We start from the raw sequence: 22,563 nt of genomic DNA, 5'->3' as shown, positions 1-22,563 counted from the left end.
AATAGGACCGCAGTAATCTACAGTTCATCAAATCCATTCTCATCGGAGGTCTTGGTGTACTGTCTTGATTTTTGCTCGAAGAAGTCGGTTTTTCCGAGATCCACTTCCTGATAGGCGATGATCCATCTTAGCGGATTGGTGCGATACCCTTCGAAGGGAGCAGCAAAGCCCAGTTGTTCTGCCCGTTTGTTGGCCATGAATTTTATATAGTTTTCGAGGTCTGAGATGAGCAGGCCGTCAATCTCGTTGCCGATGATATACTCTGCCCAATGTATCTCCAGCTGTGCTGCTTCCCGGAAGGCGGCAGTGCCAAATTCCCTCAAGGAGCTAGTGTCATACTCTGGATTTTCATGCAGGATTTCCTTGAAGATTCTTTCAAATAGCCCTACATGAAGCTGTTCGTCACGGTTGATATAATTAATCATCGTGCTCGTGCCGACCATTTTCTGATTGCGCGCCAGATTATAAAAGAAAGCGAAGCCTGAGTAAAAAAACAAGCCCTCAAGGATGACATCATAAACAATGGAATGCAGCAGGTTTTCAATGCTCGGATTCTGTGCAAAACCTTTGTACCCGTCCGTGATGAATTCGTTCCGCTTGCTTAAAGTCGGTTCTGTCCTCCAGTAGTCGAACACTTCCTCCTGCTTCGATTTGGAAACGATGCTTGACAGCACATAGCTGTAGGAATGGTTATGAATCACTTCCTGCTGGGCCAGCATGATCATCAGCGCATTCAAACTGGAGTCGGTAAGGTAATCAGCCACTTTACCGGCATAGTCGGTTTGAATGCTGTCGAGCAATGCCAGCAGCCCGATGATTTTTAAAAATGTATCCTGTTCCTTTTCAGATAGTGCGGGAAACTGTTTGATATCCTTTGACATGTTGATTTCAAAAGGAGTCCAGAAATTCCCGAGCATCCTCTTATATTTTGGATATGCCCATTGGTAACGCACATCATCCCAATTCAGGATATTCGAACTCCTGCCATTGATGATACCGGTTGAAGCATTAGGCGCATCGACATCAATCAGCACTCTTTTTTTCATGAATTTTCCCGTCCCTTCCTCTTAACTATGGCAGCTTTCACATTCCACAAAATCACTGCTCGATGTGGAACGCACATAATATGTGGTCTTCAATCCGGATTTCCAGGCATCCAGATGCAAATCCAGGAGCGCCTTTGCTTTGATCGTATTTTTCACATAAAAATTAAACGAGATGGATTGGTCAATATGGCGCTGGCGCCTTGCATTCTGCCTGATGCTCCAGTGCTGGTCCACATTGTAGGCCGTCTTATAGAACCACATCGTTTCCGCTGTTAAGTCAGGTGCGGTCACCGGAATCTTGTAATCTTTCTTCTCCTCCGAGTACTCAAGCCTGAAAATCGGGTCTATGCTTGCTGTCGAACCTGCCAGGATCGAGGTGGAGGAATTCGGCGCCACTGCCATCAGGTATCCGTTCCTGATGCCATGCTCTTTTACTTCCTCTGAGAGATCCCCCCACATTTTTCCTTTATACTGCCTCTTCTCGAAAAACTGTCCTGTACACCAATCTGATCCTTCGAAATAAGGATAAGCCCCTTTTTCCTTTGCCAGCTCCATGCTTGCACTGATCGTTAAATAGGCGATTTTTTCATAGAGAGTATCACAATACTCGACAGCTTCTTCACTCTCCCATTTGATTCCTTTCAGAGCGAGAAGATGATGCCAGCCGAATGTTCCCAGTCCGATTCCCCGATAATTCTTATTGGTCAACTGTGCCTGCAGTACAGGGATTTCATTGATATCGATGACGTTATCAAGCATTCGGACCAGTATATGAATCACTCTCTCAAGAACCTCATCCATGACACTTTTCGCCAGGGAAATCGAGGATAAGTTACAGACGACAAAGTCGCCTGGCTTTTTATAGATTAAAATCTTCCCATCCTCCACTTTTTCCTCTTCCAGGAGGGTCGGGCTCATGTTCTGGGTAATTTCCGTGCAAAGATTGCTGCAGTAAATCATACCCTTATGATGATTGGCATTCAGCCTGTTCACCTGGTCCCTGTAAAACATATAAGGAGTGCCGGTTTCAAGCTGGGAAATCATGATTGATTTAAAGATTTCGATGGCAGGTACCACTTCATGTGACAAGCCTGGATGATAGACGCATTCCCAGTACTTATCCCGGAAGGAGCCTGTCCCCTTCTCCTCATCAAAGAAATCCTCAAGCGAATAGCCCATGACGCGCCTTACCTCATGAGGGTCAAACAAATACCAGTCCCCGCGTTTTTCTACTTGCTCCATAAAAAGGTCCGGGAGGCAGATGCCTGTGAATAAATCATGGGTACGCTGGCGCTCGTCCCCATTGTTCAGCTTTGCGTCAAGGAATGGGAAAATGTCTTTATGCCACACATCCAGGTAGACAGCGATTGCACCCTGGCGCTGCCCCAATTGATCGACCGAAACCGCTGTGTTATTCAGCTGCTTCATCCATGGAATGACACCTGAACTGATCCCTTTAAAGCCTTTAATATCACTGCCGCGGCTCCTGATTTTCCCGAGATAGACACCGATGCCTCCTCCGTTCTTACTTAAGGTAGAAATGTCCGTGTTGGAATCATAGATGCTCCTTAAATCATCAGCCACCGTATCGATAAAGCAGCTCGATAGCTGGCCATAGCTTTTGCCGGCATTGGCTAGCGTTGGAGTCGCCACAGTCATATAGAGGTTTGAAAGCGCCCAGTAAGCTTCCTCCACTAATTGAAGCCGCTTTTCTTTCGGCTCTTCCGCCAGAAGGGTCATGGCGATAATCATGAACCGCTCCTGCGGCAGTTCAGCAACATCCCCTGTATGCGTGCGTGCCAGGTACCTTTCCACCATCGTTAACAGGCCAATATATGTAAACAGTTCGTCTCTCTCGGGCTCAATGACTCTCTCAAGAAAATCGATTTCTTCCCGTGAGTAAGATTCTACGATTTTCCCATCATAGATCCCTATTTCTATCAACCTATTGATCAATTCATAGAAGGATCCGTAACCAGTTGCTCCTCTGAAGGACGAACTAAGCTTGTACAATCTCTTCTGGTAAAGCCGTGCTGCAACATAGGTCCAATCTGGCTCATTCCGGTCAATTCGCTCTACTGCGTTCAGAATCAGCATGTTCTTGACCTGGTCATCTGTCATATTTTTCACCCGAAGAGCCTGTTCCGTTTTTTCTTTAAAATCCGAAAAGTCCAGCAGTGGGAATGCTCGTTCCATTTCTTCGATCTGCTTCGCGGCTCTATCCTCTTTTACTTGATTGCTCATTCACGATCCCTCCAGCTTGATTACTCTTCCTCTTTTCCAGTCTATGCTGCCTTCTCATATCAGCCGTGTTGAACAGCTGCCACTCCTCATCATTCTCTGGAATGACCTTTGCCACCGGAACGGGAGTACCCTTTTCATCCTTAGCGACCATGGTTAAAATCGAGGTGGTCGTCAAAGTCTTTTTACAAGTCTTCAAGTTTTCGCTTTCCACTTTTACGAACACTTCCATGGATGTTCTCCCTGTCGAAATCACGATTGCTTCCAGGGTCAATATATCGCCCACTACTGCGGAAGAGAGAAAATTAACCGAGTCAATCGAGGCCGTGACGACTGCCGTTCTGCTGTGTTTCATCGCCGCTATCGCAGCAATTTCATCAATATATGCCAATACCGTTCCGCCAAAAATCGTCCCAAGATGGTTGGTGTCCGGAGGCAAAACAAGCACATTTTGAAAAGTCCTCGACACATTTGTTGATAATCCTTCCATTCCTAACCTCCTGTTTTTTTAAAAATACTTCCTGAAAAATGAGAAAAACCCATCTCGAAAGATGGGTTAAAGTTAACGTTGATGTCATGAACGCTCATATGTAGCTAAAAAACAGCATGAGCCTGTCAATTGATCCCCGTAATACCTTCCCAATTCCCGAAGAAGATAACACGAATAGATATGGCAGGTCTCCTGACTTGTGCTTCACCCTACTTTGAGGCCTTCCCATCTATTTGTTAGACAGTGGTTCTTCCTCATTTCGTCAGCACTTACAGTTGCGGGAACAGTTCTGGATTCTCACCAGATTCCCTATTAAGTCTTATTCAGACACCATATTTACCGGTATATTCAATATTTAGTTATGAAACTACTTATCTAACACAATATATCGTGTTATGAAATGATAGTATATCATCTTTCATTCTTTTTCAACTATTTTTCATCGAAGCTTAATCCACGACAATGTATGTTGCTTTGACAGGTCCGTGCACTCCGACAATCAGGTTCATTTCGATGTCGGCACTGTTGCTTGGGCCGGTGATGAAACTGACATAGGAAGGGACGTCTTCGCCGCTGGCCTGTGCCTCGTGGATGTGTCTGGCTGCCTGAGTCATCCGTGGCACGAGGGTGCTTTTCGGAATGATGGCAATGAACGTCCGCGGCAGCAGACTGATCGATCGCCCATTGTCTTTCGTATTGAACAATGTCACAGTGCCAGACTCGGCAAGCGTGATGTCGCTGAACACAAGCCCTACATCTGCTCGTTCCGCAATCTTTTGATTTTCCTTGCCAAGCGCTGGATTCCACACATGGACATCCACACTGTCTCCCTGGTCTTCGAAAAACTTCGTGATCCCATACTCCTGATGGCGGACATCATTGGATGTGACAATCGCCTTGCCTTCATAGGCCTGAAGCGTTTCGTTCAAAACTTCCGTCAGGCCGGCACGGTCTGTCCTTTTAAAAGTGGTATGGATGACCTGGCAATGTTTTTCAAGCACTTCAACCAATTCGTCCTGGCTCATACCTTTGAACACTTCATCCTGAGGAGTAACGCTCCATTGTGGCCGCTGTACTCCTTCTGTCCGTCGCTCCCGGCCTAGTCTGGACGCCAGTTTATTTAAAAAGGCTTCTCGATTCTGGATGCTCATTTGGATTCACCGTCCTTCTGTCTTTGCTTGAACCACGAACGGAACGACTGTCCCTGTGGAGCATAAAAATCACGGACTTCGGTCCACGCCTTCAGTGGCCCTGGCCCATTTTCAATCATTCCATCTTTCGTCCATGGCCCAAGTGCCGGCTTGGCCATTTTCGCACTCATATTATAAACCGACGGATTAGAAGCCCAAGTGGAAAAACCTTTCATCATCAACTTTTCTGCCGTTGGGGTCATATTTTTTTCCACAATGATCTGTCGATGGCGGATCAGATGCTCATGCAGTGGAATTTTAACAGGACAGGCTTCCGTACAGGCTGCACACAAGGTCGATGCATATGGAAGCTCTTTATGATCTTCGTAACCTTCCAGCAGCGGTGTGATCACAGCACCGATTGGCCCCGGATAAATTGAGTTGTATGCATGCCCGCCGATATGACGGTAAACCGGACATGCATTGATGCAGGCTGCACAGCGAATGCAATGCAGAGCCGATTGAAACTCGGTTCCAAGGATTTTCGAGCGTCCGTTGTCGACAATCACCAAATGGAATTCCTCAGGACTGTCCACTTCCTGCTCAAGGCCAGCACCCGTAATCGCCGTGATATAGCTCGTCAATTTCTGACCAACCGCCGCACGTGTCAATAGACTGACAAGGACCTCCATCTCTTCCCATGTCGGTACGATCCGTTCCATACCCATCACCGTGATCACGATATCCGGAAGACTCGTCACCATTTCGGCGTTCCCTTCATTTGTGACCAGCGTGATTGAGCCAGACTCCGCAATCGCAAAGTTGCAGCCAGTCACACCGACATCAGCTGATAAAAAGTCCTGGCGCAGCTGCTCACGGGCAAAGGCAGCCAGTTCCTCCGGCGTGTCAGATCCGGTATAGCCTTTTTTCTTCGCGAACGTTTCGCGGATCTGTTGTTTGTTTTTATGCAGCGCAGGAGTCACGATATGGGATGGCGGATCTTCATCCAATTGCAGGATCCATTCGCCAAGGTCGGATTCCACCACTTCAGCGCCAACTTCCTCAAGCGCCTTATTCAAGCCGATTTCCTCAGTGACCATCGATTTCGCCTTGACGACTTTTTTCGCATCTTTCTTTTGAATGATGCTTTTCACATACTGGTTCGCTTCTTCTGCTGTCTCGGCAAAAAATACATGCCCGCCGCGTCTTGATACTTGCTCACTCAATTGATGCAGGTAATAATCGAGGTTTTCCAGCGTATGGGTGCGGATTTCCTCACCTAAATCGCGCCAGTCCTCCCAGTTTCCAAGCTCAGCCGCCTGTGTAAGCCGTCCGGTCCGGAATCTGCCTTGCGCGGAGGAAACAGCCTGCCGCATAAAATCATCTTTAATTCCTTTTTGGATTCGATCTTTATAAGGAACTTCACCAATTTTGATGCTCATCTCTTTTCCCTCCGTTCCTTAGTGTGTATTTAAAATTTCTGTGATGTGGATGATCTTCACTTTTTTGCCTTCTCGCTCCATGCGTCCGCCAATATTCATCAGGCAGCCCATATCAGCACCGACAAGATACTCCGCTTGCGTCTCTGAGACATGGCGCGACTTTTCACTGACCATCTCTTGAGAAATGACCGGATTCTTCACGGCAAACGTTCCGCCGAAACCGCAGCAATCCTCTTCCCACGGCAAATCTACCAGCTCAACACCCTTCACATTGTGCAACAGGATTTTCGGCTGTTCTTTTACCCCAAGAAGGCGTTTCATATGGCAGGAAGAATGGAATGTCACTCTTCCTTTAAAAGTAGAGCCCAAATCAGTGATGCCCATTACATCCACAAGGAACTCGGTAATTTCGTAACACTTAGCAGCGAAGACCTTCGCTTCTTCTTCCCACTCAGGGTCTCCTTTAAAAATATGTGGATATTCCTTCAGCATGCTCACGCAGGAGCCTGATGGCCCGACCACATATTCCGAGAAACGAAAAGCCTTCATCATCTGTTTCATAGATTGCTTAGCCTCTTGTAAATACCCGCTGTTATAGGCAGGCTGCCCGCAACACGTCTGTTCCATCGGGTAATCCACTTCACATCCAACTCGCTCAAGGATTTCAAGCGTATTTCTTGCCACATCTGCAAAAAGAATATCGCTCAGGCACGTACTAAATAAGGATACTTTCATGATTGTCCACCTCTGGTAAAAGTCAGCGAATCACCGCGCTAATCACTCAATGCATTTAAAAAGTCGGTCCTGCACTTTCTGTAAATGCTCAAACATGGCTTGGCGCGCTTCATCTGGCTGTCGATTTTTTATTGCTTCAAAAATCCTTCGATGCTCAAAATGCAAGTCATCAACAATGTTATCTGAATACAGGAGTACCTTCCGGGTTTCCTGAATGGTTTGTGAATTCAGCGCTGAGACGCTGCTCATCAGATTGATCAATAATTTGTTATGTGTCGCATTGGCGATGGCAACATGGAAATCCAGATCCGCTGTCGAAGCGAGCTCCTCATTTCCATTGGCATGCTCCATCACGATCAACGCTTTTTCGATCGCCAGCAAATCTTCCTCCTGGCGTACAGCAGCAGCATGAGCCGCCGTGCCGCTTTCCAGAATCTTTCTGACCTCATACAGTTCCTTCACATCTTCAAGCTTCATCAAGAAAGCGCTAGTGACGGGCAATTGGAATTTCGAAGGGTCAAAGGTATTCACAAACGTTCCTTCTCCCTGGCGCATCATCACCAGCCCCATTGTCCGCAGGCCACTCAATGCTTCCCGAATCGTGGAACTCCCAACGTCAAAGCTTCTTGCCAGCTTTTCAACTGAATCTAATTTATCACCAGGTTTTAACTCACCCGTTTTTATCAACTCAATAATTGAGTCAGCAACTTGTTCATAAACTTTTTTAATCTCAACTCTTTTGTATGGCATGTCGTTCATCTCCCATCTATTCCTTACTATTATACAGAGAATTTAGTTCTCCGAAAGATAGTGGGACCTTTTGGATACTATAGAAGGTTTAAAAAGATAAACCCAGAAATTCCAGCGAGGATTCCATAGAAAATCGCAGGCGCTAACGTTTTACGAATGATCTCGCCTTCTTTGCCGGATACTCCAACAACTGCACTTGCAGCAACGACGTTATGCACACAAATCATGTTTCCAGCAGCTGCCCCAATGAGCTGGACGGCCAGCACGATATTCGACTCGAGGCCAACGGAATCTGCGACGTTGAATTGAATTGGCGAAAACGTCAGCGTCGATACTGTGGCACTTCCGGTAATGAACGCCCCCAGCTCACCAAGGAATGGAGCAACGAAGATCCATACCGAGCCCAATGAGCTTGCGAAGGACTCCGCAATATACTGCGGCATGCTGATCAATTCATTCATGTTCAATCCTGAGTTCACGAATACTTGCACCATCGATAGCGTCGCAATCAATGAAATCGATGTCATTTTCATCGTCGATAATGACTCCTTCGACGCATTGGCAAAGGTTTGATATGATTTACGCTGGAATAAGAACGCTAAAACCGCCGCAGCAGTAAGGATGGTGCCTGGAGAATACAAGAATTCCCAGGCTGATGTCACGCCCTCAACCCCTAAGATATTGCTCCAGGTAAAGTCGATTGTTGTTCTCGTAAACTCTTTCAGCGCAGGAACAATCCTTGTAAGCAGCAATAAAAGAACGACAACAACATATGGTGACCAGGCTGTCACAATACCCATCTTTGACTTTTCAGTCGAAACAACAAAGTCTTTACGCATCGCTGCTTTCCATTCTGTTTTCGGAAGCAAGAATCCTTTCTTAGCAGTCACAGTCGCCACCGCCAATGTGATGAGGGACGCAAGAATCGAAACAAATTCATGTCCAAAAAGACTTGCTACCAGGAATGCACTGCCTGTATAAACGAACCCAATCATTAGTGTCCATGGAAGCATCGGCAACGCATCCTTGATACCGCTTCCAAAAAACACCGTTAACACAACCATTAAAACGAATGGAATAAACGAACCTGCCAGCAGATCAAGACTTGTCACTGTTACAGCAATATCATGGAAAAAAGGTGTATCGGCACCTGGAATATTGCTCAATCCAACAGCCACTGGCGTCCCAACCGCCCCAAACATAACCGCGGTACTATCGGCAATCAAGGCAATCGTCGCAGCTGCGATTGGCTGGAAACCTAAAGCCAGCATCAACGGACCTGTCACCATCGCCGGCGTTCCAAACCCTGCTGCTCCTTCAATAAGTGAACCAAATAAGAAAGCAACGATAATGACCTGCACCCGCATGTCACCAGAAATACTTTGAAACCCCTGGTTAATTCTCACAACCGCTCCTGTATTTCGAAGCGTGTTCAATAACACCAAAGCACCAAATAAAATCCAAAGAATCGTCAACGTCTTATGTACCCCTTGAAAAATCGATGCCAACACTACTTGCCCTTCCATCCCCCAGGCAGTAAGCGCTAACAAAATGACGATCAATGAACTCAACGTCATCCCCTTAGCTGCCGGCATCCGCATAATCACCAAGAATAAAAACGGAGCAATAATCGCACTTAAAGCAATCAGCAATAACATCTGTACCCTTCCCCCTAGTTGCTCATATTGAGTTTTCATAGCTTCATAGTTTCGTTTGCAAACCCTCTCGTCATGTGGTCATCAGATGACCTCATTATCTTTTCACACTTTTTAAGAGAATTCAATAAGAAAAATCACACATTTTGGTTTTAATTCTATTTTTAGCGAGGGAGATTGCAGGCAACATAATAAAGCATAATCACCAATGGGAAGGCTATGTTGATGTTTATAAACATTTATAAGCGGACCTTTCCGGCTAACATTTATAGGGGATGTTATGGTGGAGAAATAAGCGGAGAATTTCCGGCTATTGTATGTAGAGGGTGCTTATGAAGCATAAATAAGCGCAGAGATTCCGGTTATTATATATAAAGGATGCTTATGATACCGAAATAAGGGGACATATTCCGGTTAACTTCAATAAAATGGACAAAAATCAACGATTTTTATGAAATAACCGGAAAAACAACCCTTATTTTTAAGAAAAAAAGGGTTGTTTTCAATTTAAGCGGAATTTCTCCGGTTATTTTTCAAACTCTGTAGGTCCAAAAAGTTATATCCATAAAAAATAGATAGCAGACCAATTGATCTGCTATCTACTAAACTATTTATTAATGTTTTAACGCCAATTCCGAAGTGTTACGGGCCTGTTCACTCAGATCAAACCGATCTGCATTCATGACCTTGACCCAAGCTGAAATAAAGTCGCGCACAAACTTCTCTTTGTTATCATCCTGGGCATACACTTCGGCAATCGCGCGAAGCTGTGAGTTAGAACCGAAAACGAGGTCTACTCTGGTGGCTGTTCGAACTAGGTCACCTGTCTTGCGGTCACGACCTTCATATACAACACCGTCTACTGGCTTCCATTCCACTCCCATATCGAGTAGATTCACGAAGAAATCATTTGTCAGTGTGCCGATGGAATCTGTGAATACGCCATGTTTTGTGCCACCATGGTTCGTACCAAGGACGCGCATCCCGCCAATCAATGCCGTCATTTCCGGTGCACTAAGGTTCAACAGCTGTGCTTTGTCCAGCAGCAGCTCTTCCGGACTCACGCCATACTGTTTCTTCTGATAGTTTCGGAAACCGTCGGCATATGGCTCCAAGACCTCAAAGCCTTCAACATCCGTCTGCTCTTGAGTCGCATCCCCGCGTCCAGGAGCGAATGGAACCTTTACATCGAAGCCAGCATCTCGAGCGGCTTTCTCAATAGCCGCATTTCCGCCCAGCACAATCAAGTCAGCAAGACTGACTTTCTGGTCCAGTCGGCTTTGAATGTCTTCGAGTACACCAATCACCTTTGCAAGCTGTTCCGGCTGATTCACTTCCCAATCCTTTTGCGGAGCCAAACGGATGCGGGCACCATTCGCTCCTCCGCGGAAATCCGAGCCACGGAAGGTACTTGCCGAAGCCCATGCAGTCGTAACCAGCTCGCCGATAGTAAGCTCGGAGTCCAAAATCAATTCCTTGATCTTTTCTGCTTGTTCATTGGTTAATTCATATTCAACAGCCGGAACAGGGTCTTGCCAGACAAAATCTTCTTCTGGGACTTCCGGACCTTTATATCTTGATTTGGGGCCCATATCACGATGCAATAACTTGAACCATGCCTTTGCAAATGCATCCGCGAACTCATCTGGATTTTGATGGAATCGGCGGGAGATTTTTTCGTATGCCGGGTCATGCCTCAAGGCAATATCGGTTGTGAGCATCATGGTTGGAACTTTTACAGAAGCATCTTCCGCATCTGGTGCCAGATCCTTCTCGGCCGGATCTACTGCCAGCCACTGATAAGCACCTGCAGGACTCTTGGTCAGCCACCATTCGTAGCCGAACAATAAATCAAAGTAGCCATTATCCCACTGTGTCGGATTTGCCGTCCAGGCTCCTTCCAGGCCGCTCGTAATCGTGTCACGGCCCTTGCCGCTGCCATATTCATTTTTCCAGCCTAAGCCCATTTCTTCAATCGAAGCAGCTTCAGGTTCCGCACCAACCATGGCCGCGTCCCCCGCCCCATGGGCTTTTCCAAAAGTATGTCCGCCAGCGATCAGGGCTACGGTTTCTTCATCGTTCATGCCCATCCGCGCAAAGGTTTCGCGAATGTCCTTAGCTGCTGCCAGTGGATCCGGCTTGCCATTCGGTCCTTCAGGATTCACATAGATAAGACCCATTTGCACCGCAGCAAGCGGATTCTCCAGCTCGCGATCGCCACTGTACCGTTTATCGCCAAGCCATTCTGATTCAACACCCCAGTAAGTGTCTTCTTCCGGATGCCAAATATCCGGCCTTCCTGCGCCGAAGCCTACTGTCTTGCCGCCCATCGACTCAATGGCCACATTACCTGCCAGCAAAATCAAGTCAGCCCAGGAAATCTTATTGCCATACTTCTGCTTGAGCGGCCATAACAGTCGGCGAGCCTTATCCAGGTTGCCGTTATCAGGCCAGCTGTTAAGCGGCGCGAAACGCTGTGAACCCGTTCCGCCGCCGCCCCGGCCATCACCAATACGATAGGTGCCTGCCGAGTGCCAGGCCATCCGGATGAACAACGGCCCATAATGACCATAGTCAGCCGGCCACCAATCCTGACTTGTTGTCATAAGGTCGTGCAAGTCCTGCTTCAGAGCATCATAGTCCAGCTTTTTAAACTCTTCATTATAATTAAAATCTTCTCCCATAGGATTGGATTTTCTGTCATGCTGATGGAGAATATTCAATTGTAACTGGTTCGGCCACCAGTCCCGATTCGTCGTCCCGCTAGTTTTATGACTAGTAGCACCCCCGTGCGTAAAAGGGCATTTTCCAACCTTTGCAGTATCCTTGTCCATTTTCTTTCCCCTTTCGTTTAAATAAAAATAATTAAAGTTTCACCATTAATAACTATGAAAGAGGCAAGAAATTTAGTATCTATAATTGGAATATTTTATGATTTGAAGCAACTGAGAATGGAATTGGAGGAAATAAGATTGGTTGAAAGACCGCTAGCCAAAATAGACTTCAACACTTTTTTCTTTCTGTGCCGTTTCTAAACAGCTTTGGATAAAGAGGAAGATTTGTTTTTGATCCCAGGAAGTACAATCACTTTCCGACGGTGCAGCAGTTTTAAAGAATTTTTTATAGCCTTTCATAGCCTTTTCAACTTGTTGCAGCGAAAAGATCGAGCTCTTACCTGACCCACTGACTCCGGCATAGAACTGGTAGGCATCGAGGAAGCGATACAGCAGCAGTGCATTATGATTCCCCATGCTAAAACGCGCATAAGCAATTTCTTCCCTTGCTTTATTCAAACCGTAAATATCATGACCCATTTACTGTTCCTCCTTTTTTAAAAATAAAATTTAATAGAAGTGTGGTTGGGTAGTTTACATGGGTAATCACTCCCTTCGTGTATGTATTGCTATTAGGTAACTTTTGTTTAGTGAAGAGATGGCTTTCAAAAAAAATTGAGGGTTTTAGGGTTGTTCAGAAAGGTTTGTATCCTAAATCTAGCAATAGGGTGAGTTTATTAGAGAAATTATGAGGGTATTACGCTTTCTTCTTCTTATAAAAGAATACCATATTAGGTATATAATCGATTTGAGTATTTTATAAACTTATCGACAATTTTGTGAATGATAACTGACCTCCCTTACCAGCTTTCCCCCAACACTTTCTCCGTTAATTGATAACGCATAAGGTGCTTTTGTTACTACAAAAAACGGAACCAGTTTCACCTGATTCCGTTGATAATCTCTGATTGATTCATAGCTTAATGTCAAATATCCTAAGTCGTAAGCCATTGGGTCTCATCGCATTCCGATCAGGATTAGACGATTCATTATTTTCACTCATTCAACCATTCTTCTTTATTAATCATTCTTCCTTCTTCCGAAGATGTACGGGCCAGTTCGATCAACTTGGTCACTCTAAGTGCTTCTTCCATTGAAACAACCGGCTCCCGACTGGATATGCCATCTGCAAGTAATGAAAAAAAGTGGTCGTATCCTCCAGATTCTATCGTTACCTCTTTCGTATCATCTCTATAGATTGTACCCACTTCTTTTTCTTTTCCTTGATAGAAGGTCCCATCTGCCAATTGAGGTTCCTGCTTGTCTAGCCCATATTTTACGAAACTGCCTTTTAATCCATGCAGTTCAAAACGAGGGTAGGCAGAATTAATAAATGAACTTGAGCGCAAATAGACTCGTTTCTGGCCATAATGAAGCACGATGAGAAAGCCATCATCCGTTTCACCATTCTCCCGTTGAGTCATTATTTCTGCGTATAATGCATCTGGTTCACCGAACAAAACAAGTGCTTGATCAATTAAATGTGAGCCTAAATCGTATAAGATGCCCGATCCTGCTCCTGGTTGCTCTCTCCAGCGGTTACGTATAACAGGTCTGAATCGATCAAACCGTGATTCAAGGACTTTCCAATCTCCGAGAACTTCTTCTTTCAATAACTTTGTTATTGTTAAAAAGTCTCCGTCCCAGCGGCGATTTTGGTGTACAGACACTACTGACCCGCTATTCTGGGTAAGCCGAATGAGTTCTTTTCCTTCTTCAACTGTTAAAAACGCCGGCTTTTCGACAAGCACGTCTTTTCCTGCAAGAATACATTGTTTCAACATATCATAGTGCATGTCAGATGGCGTCGTGATGACATATAAGGTTGCCTCACTCTGAGTAAGTGCCTCTTCAACCGTTGCATATACCGGTACATTGCTTACATCACTATGATCTTTGGAAGATCCTGATCTTGAAATAATCCCGACCACTTCATATTTCTCAGAATGAATTAAGTGCGGCAAGTGGAATACCTTTGCGGCAAAACCAAACCCGACAATTATTGTTTTTATCACGAAAGAACCTCCTTCAATCTCGTTGTTATAAAATGATTGTGTTAAAAAATACCATCCGGGTCTATTGATCATTCCCCTATCTTTTCATAAACCTCTTCTCGCAGATGAAACCCATCAGCAATAATGGTGTCTTCTATATTATTAATATCTACAGCAATTGGCGCAAGGAGGAGCGATGGTATCTCTAATTTTCCGTTATTCATCTTTCGATTCGTTGTAATGGTTTCTCCCTCTGCCATTTTGATAGCTGCTCTTGCTGCTTCGTATGCTAATGTTTTAATAGGTTTGTAAATGGTCATTATTTGTGTCCCTTGCACAATACGCTGAGCTGCTGCTAAGTCTGCATCTTGTCCTGCAACTGGAATTTTCCCCGCAAGACCTTGTGCTTCAAGTGCTTGTATGACTCCACCTGCTGTGGCATCATTTGCAGCAATAACAGCATCTATCTCATTATTATTTATTTTCAAAGCGGCTTCCATATTTGCCTGTGCATTTTCAGGAGTCCAATTTTCAGTCCACTGATCATACACAATCTGTATGTCCCCCCTATCAATGAATGGCTGGAGGACATTAAAAACTCCTTTTTTGACTAAATGAGCATTGTTATCTGTATTTGCTCCGCCGATATATACATACTTCCCTTTTGGAACTAACTCTGTAATCGCCTCAGCTTGAAGTTCTCCGACTAACTCATTGTCAAAAGAAATGTAAAAATCAACAGATGAATTTTTCACTAAACGGTCATAAGAGATAACTTTAATGCCGGCAGAGTGCGCTTTGTTAACGATCGTTGCAACAGCCTCTGCATTATGCGGCACGATCACAAGCAAATCAATCCCCTCGCTAATTAACGTTTCTGCCTGAACAATTTGCAGGGTATCGTCACCCTTCGCTTCCCGTATCACGACTTCCGCTCCTAATGCCTCTACCGCTTCTTTGAATAAGTCCCTATCTCTTGGCCACCGTTCCTCTTCTAAAGTGTCCATCGAAAATCCGATTTTGAGCTTGTCTTCAAAATCAGTTACCCTCTCATTCTCTGGTTTTTTATTCTCTTTATGTATCGGAGACACACCCTCTTCGCATGCCGCCAATAACATTAGAAGGAAGATAAGATTCACTAAACCGACTTTCCTTAACTTTCTTACCATCTTTTTCCCTCCCTTCCCCTGCGGCATTTCTGTTTCGCTTCGGCATTACACTTATAGACTGCTTTTCTTATAGGAAAGAGACTATTCTTTTATTCCAAGCAGTGTTTTACGATATTCTCTTGGGGATACATTGCACATCTTTTTAAATACTTTGCTAAAATAATTTGGTTCATGATAGCCGACTTCAATTGTAATTTCCTTAATGCTCTTTTCCGGTTCTGCTAACATTTTCTTTGCTTTTTCAATGCGGCACTCAGTTAAAAAGTCAATGTAATTAATCCCTAGTTTTTCTTTAAACATTTTACTGATATAAATGGGGCTTAACCCGACTTTATTACTAAGCGTTTCTAATGAAATATTCTGTTGGGAATTTTCCATGATGTATTGCTTGATCCGATAAATTGTATCCGCTTCCAAACTAATATAATGTCTATCATAAGAATCTTTTACATCCATCAGAAGATTGGCCGTTTCAGAACGTAATTGACGGTAATTTGACGCTTGATAATGGTAAATTGGAGTTGCTGTCTCAATCCCCAAGTCGCTTATAATCGACCAGATTGACCATAATGCTTCTAATACGAATTGTTGTGCTTGCTGGATTTCTATCCCATCCATCTCGTATGCCTGGATCAGATGGCTAATGTTCGATTTAATTTCGTCCCACTGTCCAAGGCGAACCTGGTCGGAAAGATCTTTTTTTAAAAACTTCGCCTGTTGCCAACTGCCTGTTTCATTCAAAACAGGTATATCTTGATAAAACCGATATTTTACCGGAAGCGTCTTATTGCTCGAAGCAATGATTGCCTCTTGATAAGATTGACGAATTTTCTCTAATGAGCTGCAATCATTACCGATCCCAATGAACCAGCCAGCTTTCTGCTCCTTGTTTACTTCTAATAAAATATCTCTTGCTAAAGAAGTTGCTTGTGATCGATAAGATTGACTGTTTCTAAAGATAATGATCGGCAGCTGGCCATCGTATAGAGCACCCATCCAACCACTTCTTGTTTTCCTTACTTTTTCTTTAATCCGTGAGTAAAGATGCTCCTGTCCATCTGGTACAATCACATTCATGACAAATACCTGACTCGTTGATTGGATTTCGAGCATTTCCATTAGCATATTTAAGTGAACTTCATGCACATGATCAAATAGCAGCTGCGTTACAACATCTGTTTCAACGAGAGCTAATGTTCTTTGAAGCATTTCACGCTGCATGCTGTTTTCTGCTTGTAACTCCCTCTCGTTTTCTAATTCTTTCAATACCTTCCCGACCGTTGCCCTTATTTCACTCACCTTACTCGGCTTTAAGATATAATCTTTTGCTCCAAGCTTTAAGGCTGACTGCACATAATTAAACGTATCAAATGCGGTTACCATGATGAATTTAGTAGTAGGAAAATCCGCAAGTATCTGCTCTACGGCTTCCAGGCCGTTCATGCCAGGCATTTGGATATCCATTAATACTAAGTCTGGTTTGAAACTTGCTGCTAATTCTACTGCTCTACTCCCATTATTGGCTTGCTCAACAATCAGTTCCGGGAATGCCCGATTTAAAATGGCTTCCATCCCTTCCCGTTCTATTTGTTCATCATCCACAATCAAAAGTTTAATCATGCATTTCGCCTCTTTGTTTCGGAATTTTCAATAGAACTGCCGTGCCGCTGCCTAATGTGCTCTCAATATTTATGACGTCATCCCTCTCATAAAAAAGGCGCAGACGCTTTACCACATTACTGAAACCTATTCCTGTTGAATGTCCTGCTGGCTGCACTTGACGTTCCATTAGAATTTGATTAATGATTTCCTCAGACATGCCGATTCCATCATCCTCAATTTGAATCAGGACGGATTCATTCTTTTCTTTCATGCGAATTGTGATGACACCCCCGTTAATATTGGGCTCTATTGCATGAATGACAGCATTTTCAATAATCGGCTGCAGGGTAAGTGCGGGAATCGCAACATGTAAGCATGATTCATCAATGTCTAATTGCAGTTGAAGTCGATCTGTAAAGCGCGCCTTCTGAATCTGCATATATTGATTGACAACCATTAATTCATCTCTTAATGTGACGGAACGGTCAATTTGCTTTAAATTGTAACGTAAAAGATCTGCCACGCTGACGAGCAAATCACTAATCTCTTCCGACCCTTCCAGATACGCTTTTTTCGATAGCGTATTAAGCGTATTAAACAAGAAATGCGGATTCATTTGGCTTTGCAGACTGCGGAAATGACTTTCCTGCAGCAAAATTTTGTTCTGCTGCAGTTCATGTTCCAGCTTTGCTTTTTCCTTTATTTGCTGAATCAAATTATTTATATTCGTCCGCATATGATCGAATGTCTTAGCTAGAAAGGCAATTTCATCATTCGATTTGACTGTTATTTCATTATCGAATCTCCCCTTCGCCAGTTCACTTGCAGCCTTTGTTAATTGTTGGACCGGCCTTGTGATGCTTAAGGAAAACCAATAAGTAGCCAATAATAACAGTAAGGATGTTAATAAAATCATCCATATGGCAAGCTTCACTAATTCAATTGATTGCTCCATGATTCCACGATAGAATGGCTCATGTGTTTTGAGTTCCATATCGATCAATGTGAGCGTCATATCGGAAATATAGTTACTAATACGCGTCGTTTCTGCCAGGTCTTTTACCGCGGCCTCGGAATCTCGTTCGAGTCCCATCAAGCGGTCCGTTGTCTCGATTAAACTGCCCATTAAATGAATGTAATTTGTTAATGTAAAATCATTCACTTCATTTCTCACCTTAAACACTTCATATCTGGCAGATTCCAGCGACTTTTTACTGCTCTCTAATTTCTGTAAGTTTTCTGGTGTTGATTGGTTCATATAGTTATTCAAGTCTGTGATTACTTGATTGCTGGACCTCGAGACATCACTCAATATTAAGTATCGGTTTAAGATGTCATTATACTTTACTTGTGTTTTATAGTTATAGAATGTCAAAGTGATCCAAATGACGGACATGATGACAATGACAATAGTTGTGAATGTTAATATTTTTCTTCTAATGCTATTCATTTCTGTTGTCCTTCAATATGCGTATGTTTGTGAAGTAACCTTTAATATCAAGCGGGACCGTCTCCCCATTCAGCCAATTAACAAGTTGCTCTACACTGACTTCACCCATTGTTTCTGGATCTTGCTCGACGACTCCGTCAATTTTGCCTTCTTCAAAAAGCGGTAACGATTCTGGTCCATCATCAAAGGTATAGATAAAATAAGGTTCAACTTGGGAGCGCTTTCCTATTTCCTGGACCATTGGACCAATCATGTTCGCGTTTACCGCGATGAATGCATCCACATCCGGCATTTGATTTAACTGGTCTCTCATCGTGGTGGTGACCTGATCCTTAGACTCTGCTGTTTCCGCATATTGTATTTTAATATTTGGATAGACTTTCAAAGTGTCATAGATGCCTTTTAATCTCTCATTTTGGTAATACTCTTTCTGCCTGTCAGAAAGGAGGACAACATTCCCTTCCGTCCCCATATCACTTAACAACTGCCTTGCTATTAATCCTCCAGCACGAAATTGGTCTGAACCAACATATGTTCTTCTTAAACTCTCTTTCATTGGCACATCATTTGCTACCGTAATAATCGGAATTCCATTAAACGCAGCCTTTACTTTTGTGAGCTCTTTGAACTCGTCTGTATCAAGCCCTTGTATGATGATACCATCCACTTTGGAATGGATAGCCAGCTCCAGCTTTTTTAAGAATTGTTCTGAATTATTGCTATAGCTTCCCCATATTTCAAGGCTGGCTCCTTCTTTCACCGCCTGGCTCGCTGCTCCCTTGCCAACCTTATTCCAAAATGTCGTGTCCATGTCTCTCGTGATGAAAACTAAGCGATAGTGAGAGTCTGTTTCCTTCTTTGCTTTAGGTAAGGAAACGTCATTACTAAAGACGATGTTGGCTGATACGAAAATGAGATAACAAAGGGAGGCAAATACAAGGCCCAGTATGGTATACATATACTTTTTCATCTTTGCTTTCTCCCCTTTTTCTTTCTCTGACTGTCTGGATGTTATTTAACTTGATTCTATCAGCCTGGCTATTAAACCGCATTATAAAGTTAAAGGTAATTATGCAAGAAAAACGCAAGCGCCTGAATCAGCCCCGACAAGCGCTGGAGAGCAAACCTCGAGGAAGTACTTTCAGGGATGAAAGCCGGCTAGGCGCTGGAGCTAGACCATTCTCGACGTGAATTTCACACATTCTTATATGTCAAAAAAGGCTTCCCCAATTGTCTTGGTGAAAGCCCGCTAAAAGAGGGTGTTAGTTTCCTTTTCTTCTTGTCATGACGTCGAAGATTACGGCTAAGGCTAAAACGCCACCTTTAATCATATATTGATAGGAAATCCCTACTCCCAGCAAATTCATTCCGCTTGTTAAAGATGCCATTACGATTGCTCCGATGATGGCCCCTGTTACTTTACCTACTCCCCCTGCTGCAGATACACCGCCAACATAGGCAGCTGCGATGGCATCAAGTTCGAATAGTGTTCCTGCAGTTGTAGTGGCTGCCTGAAGACGAGAAGTAAATAGAATACCTGATAAAGCAGATAGCAAGCCCATTGAACCGAACACAATAAATGTAATCTTGTTAACGTCAATACCACTTAAATGTGCAGCCTCTGGGTTACTGCCGACTGCATAAATATGTCTTCCAAGTACTGTCTTCGTTGTCAAGAAATGATAGACAAGCACAACTAATAAGATAATCACCACAGTCCAAGAGAAACCATTATAGCCAGCTAAAATCCAAGTGATTGCAGCGATGATAGCCGAAACGAACACAAGCTGTAAAATAAAAATCTGCTTTGAAACTACTTGGAAATTATATTTAATCTTATTTCTACGATTGGAGATTGCACTAAAATTGTAAAATACGATTCCCAGTACCCCAATCAATAAAGATAGTAAATGCAACCCGCTAATCTGCATGATAGATGGAATGTATCCATTTCCAATTGCATTAAAAGCATCATTTTGAACGATAATGGTTCCAGACTTTTCTGTAACCTGAAGAATCGCACCGCGATAAATCAGCCAGCCTGCCAGTGTTGCAACAAAGGCAGGAATTCCTACTTTTGCAACAAGAAATCCTGTAAACAAACCAGCAATTGTTCCAAGGAGCAAAATCACAGGGATCACAATATAAACCGGTAAACCATGCTGCATTAGAAGTATGGCAGCAATTGCTCCAAGGAAACCTGCTAAAAACCCGATTGAAAGGTCAATATGCCTTATGACAATGACCAGCATTACACCGACAGCCAGAACCGCAATATAACCAGCAGAATCTAGCAAGTTGCTAATATTGCGGGAAGAAATAAATAAGCCATCCGTTAAAATGGTAAAGATGAGAAAGATGACGAATAAGGCAATGTACATCCCGTAATCACGAATATTTTTACTGATTAACGTTTTCACGTCATTTATTAAAGTCATTGGTTTAACCTCCTATTGTGTTGCAAGCTGCATTATTTTTTCCTGGTTGGCTTCATCTATTGGCAATTCGCCTTTGATTTCTCCTTCGGCCATGACATACACTCTGTCACTCATTCCCAATACTTCACCAAGCTCAGAAGAAATCATGATGATACTCAATCCCTCTTCAATCAGCTTGTTCATCACCGTATAAATTTCAAATTTTGCGCCCACGTCAATCCCTCGGGTAGGCTCATCTAATATTAGGAGTTTAGGGCCAACAAACAGCCACTTGCCTAGCGAAACTTTTTGCTGGTTACCACCGCTTAATTTGCCAACAAGCTGTTCTAAAGAAGCGGCTTTGATGTGCAATGAAGTTTTATAGCCCTCTGCTACTTTAATCTCTTCATTGTCGTTAATGACTCCGTTGGCAGAAATCCCATGTAAATTCGCGGCAGAAATGTTGCTTTTAATATCCTGCAGTAAAAACAACCCATCCCCTTTACGATCTTCAGTAACGTACGCAATGCCCGCTTTAATTGCCTCACTAGTATGTTTCAATGCTTTTGGCATCCCATCCAGCAGTAAGTCGCCTTGCAATTTATAAGACTTCGCGTTTCCAAAGATACTCAGGGCAAGTTCCGTTCGGCCAGAGCCCATTAAGCCTGCCAAACCAATGATTTCACCTTTTTTAACATATAAATTCGCATTCTTCACGACATGTCTGCCAAGCTTTTGGTCGTACGCAGACCACCCTTTTAACTCAAGTACCTTTTCTTCATATGTGTTTTTCGAACGTTTCGGATAGATATCTTGAATTTCACGCCCAACCATATTTTTTATTATCGTATTTTCTGTTATCTCACCTTTAGACGCATCCAGGGTAGTGATTGTTTGCCCATCGCGAATAACCGTTGCACTATTTGCTATCGAAATAACTTCCTTCAATTTATGAGAAATCATAATGCAGGTAATTCCTTGTTTTCTAAGATCGTCAAGTAAGTTTAATAAGTTTTCACTATCGTCCTCATTTAAAGCTGCAGTCGGTTCATCGAGAATGAGAAGCTTTACGTCTTTGCTTAATGCTTTGGCAATTTCAATCAACTGACGTTTCCCTACTCCTAAATCTTTAACAAGAGTCTCCGGATTAATGTCGAGGTTAACTTTTTCAAGCAATTTCTTTGCTTCAACAATCGTCTCATTCCAGTCAATAAAAGCACCTTGCTTGATTTCATTGCCAGCAAATATATTTTCATAAACTGTGAGATCAGGAAATAAAGCTAGCTCCTGGTAAATGATCACGATACCTGCATTTACACTATCGTTAATCTTATTGAATTGCTGCACCTTACCTTCGTAAACAATATCACCTTCATAAGTCCCGTAAGGATAAACCCCGCTAAGTACTTTCATCAGAGTTGATTTTCCGGCCCCATTTTCTCCAACTAAGCAGTGAATTTCACCCTTCTTCACTTTAAAATTGACATTGTCGAGCGCCTTAACTCCTGTAAATTCCTTTGAAATCTGCTTCATCTCCAGAATATATTCGCTCATCCTCATTCCCTCCAAGCAAAACAGCTATAATAATTGCGTGATAGTATTCAAATG

General features: G+C 43.5%; 17 protein-coding genes and 1 riboswitch. All 17 genes read right to left on the bottom strand.

All coding sequences use genetic code 11. From position 1 onward, the window contains the following. Positions 1-17: 17 nt before the first annotated feature. The 17 genes from LGO15_RS02030 to LGO15_RS01950 all read right to left on the bottom strand — a co-directional run bounded on the left by LGO15_RS02030 (position 18) and on the right by LGO15_RS01950 (position 22,509). Entirely contained in the window at positions 18-1,046 is a 1,029-nt protein-coding gene (locus LGO15_RS02030) for a ribonucleotide-diphosphate reductase subunit beta (protein WP_226086483.1), read from the bottom strand. A 21-nt stretch (positions 1,047-1,067) separates the two neighbouring features. Then, positions 1,068-3,290 (bottom strand): ribonucleoside-diphosphate reductase subunit alpha, encoded by a 2,223-nt coding sequence (locus tag LGO15_RS02025; RefSeq protein ID WP_226086482.1) that lies wholly within the window; start codon positions 3,288-3,290, stop codon positions 1,068-1,070. Further along, positions 3,265-3,777 (bottom strand): acyl-CoA thioesterase, encoded by a 513-nt coding sequence (locus LGO15_RS02020; RefSeq protein ID WP_226086481.1) that lies wholly within the window; start codon positions 3,775-3,777, stop codon positions 3,265-3,267. Before LGO15_RS02020 ends, LGO15_RS02025 begins: the two co-directional genes overlap by 26 nt. Before the next feature lie 164 nt (positions 3,778-3,941). Further along, a riboswitch (cobalamin riboswitch) is annotated at positions 3,942-4,127 on the bottom strand. Between the two features lie 99 nt (positions 4,128-4,226). Further along, a complete protein-coding gene (locus LGO15_RS02015; RefSeq protein WP_226086480.1) occupies positions 4,227-4,928 on the bottom strand; it encodes a LutC/YkgG family protein in 702 nt (233 codons plus the stop codon). Then, positions 4,925-6,349 (bottom strand): LutB/LldF family L-lactate oxidation iron-sulfur protein, encoded by a 1,425-nt coding sequence (locus tag LGO15_RS02010; protein ID WP_226086479.1) that lies wholly within the window; start codon positions 6,347-6,349, stop codon positions 4,925-4,927. The genes LGO15_RS02015 and LGO15_RS02010 overlap by 4 nt, the downstream gene beginning before the upstream one ends. Before the next feature lie 18 nt (positions 6,350-6,367). Continuing rightward, positions 6,368-7,084 carry a (Fe-S)-binding protein gene (locus LGO15_RS02005; protein ID WP_226086478.1) on the bottom strand — a complete coding sequence of 239 codons (717 nt, stop codon included), beginning with the start codon at positions 7,082-7,084 and terminating at the stop codon, positions 6,368-6,370. Between the two features lie 42 nt (positions 7,085-7,126). Beyond that, positions 7,127-7,834: a FadR/GntR family transcriptional regulator gene (locus LGO15_RS02000; protein WP_226086477.1), complete on the bottom strand. Its 708-nt coding sequence runs from the start codon at positions 7,832-7,834 to the stop codon at positions 7,127-7,129. Positions 7,835-7,911: 77 nt separating this feature from the next. Then, positions 7,912-9,492: an L-lactate permease gene (locus LGO15_RS01995; RefSeq protein ID WP_226086476.1), complete on the bottom strand. Its 1,581-nt coding sequence runs from the start codon at positions 9,490-9,492 to the stop codon at positions 7,912-7,914. Between the two features lie 611 nt (positions 9,493-10,103). After that, the gene (katG, locus tag LGO15_RS01990; protein ID WP_226086475.1) at positions 10,104-12,323 is read right to left on the bottom strand and encodes a catalase/peroxidase HPI; all 2,220 of its coding nucleotides are present in this window, start codon (positions 12,321-12,323) and stop codon (positions 10,104-10,106) included. Positions 12,324-12,476: 153 nt separating this feature from the next. After that, entirely contained in the window at positions 12,477-12,803 is a 327-nt protein-coding gene (locus tag LGO15_RS01985; RefSeq protein WP_226086474.1) for a hypothetical protein, read from the bottom strand. 515 nt (positions 12,804-13,318) lie between these two features. Next, positions 13,319-14,338 carry a Gfo/Idh/MocA family oxidoreductase gene (locus tag LGO15_RS01980; RefSeq protein WP_226086473.1) on the bottom strand — a complete coding sequence of 340 codons (1,020 nt, stop codon included), beginning with the start codon at positions 14,336-14,338 and terminating at the stop codon, positions 13,319-13,321. A gap of 68 nt (positions 14,339-14,406) precedes the next feature. Continuing rightward, positions 14,407-15,486, bottom strand: a complete 1,080-nt coding sequence (xylF, locus tag LGO15_RS01975) for a D-xylose ABC transporter substrate-binding protein (protein WP_226086472.1) — start codon at positions 15,484-15,486, stop codon at positions 14,407-14,409. A gap of 81 nt (positions 15,487-15,567) precedes the next feature. Then, a complete protein-coding gene (locus tag LGO15_RS01970) occupies positions 15,568-17,106 on the bottom strand; it encodes a response regulator (protein ID WP_226086471.1) in 1,539 nt (512 codons plus the stop codon). Continuing rightward, positions 17,099-18,538 carry a sensor histidine kinase gene (locus LGO15_RS01965; RefSeq protein ID WP_226086470.1) on the bottom strand — a complete coding sequence of 480 codons (1,440 nt, stop codon included), beginning with the start codon at positions 18,536-18,538 and terminating at the stop codon, positions 17,099-17,101. The genes LGO15_RS01970 and LGO15_RS01965 overlap by 8 nt, the downstream gene beginning before the upstream one ends. Further along, complete coding sequence (locus tag LGO15_RS01960; RefSeq protein ID WP_226086469.1) at positions 18,531-19,508, bottom strand: sugar ABC transporter substrate-binding protein; 978 nt, start codon at positions 19,506-19,508, stop codon at positions 18,531-18,533. Before LGO15_RS01960 ends, LGO15_RS01965 begins: the two co-directional genes overlap by 8 nt. Positions 19,509-19,800: 292 nt before the next feature. Then, complete coding sequence (locus tag LGO15_RS01955; RefSeq protein ID WP_167832376.1) at positions 19,801-20,976, bottom strand: sugar ABC transporter permease; 1,176 nt, start codon at positions 20,974-20,976, stop codon at positions 19,801-19,803. Between the two features lie 12 nt (positions 20,977-20,988). Then, on the bottom strand, positions 20,989-22,509 hold the full coding sequence (locus LGO15_RS01950; protein ID WP_167832377.1) for a sugar ABC transporter ATP-binding protein: 1,521 nt from the start codon (positions 22,507-22,509) through the stop codon (positions 20,989-20,991). Between the last annotated feature and the right edge of the window lie 54 nt (positions 22,510-22,563).

The organism is Mesobacillus sp. S13 (assembly GCF_020422885.1).
In the GTDB taxonomy this organism is placed as follows: Bacteria; Bacillota; Bacilli; order Bacillales; family Cytobacillaceae; genus Mesobacillus; species Mesobacillus selenatarsenatis_A.
This window is presented reverse-complemented; position numbering and strand designations above follow the sequence as displayed.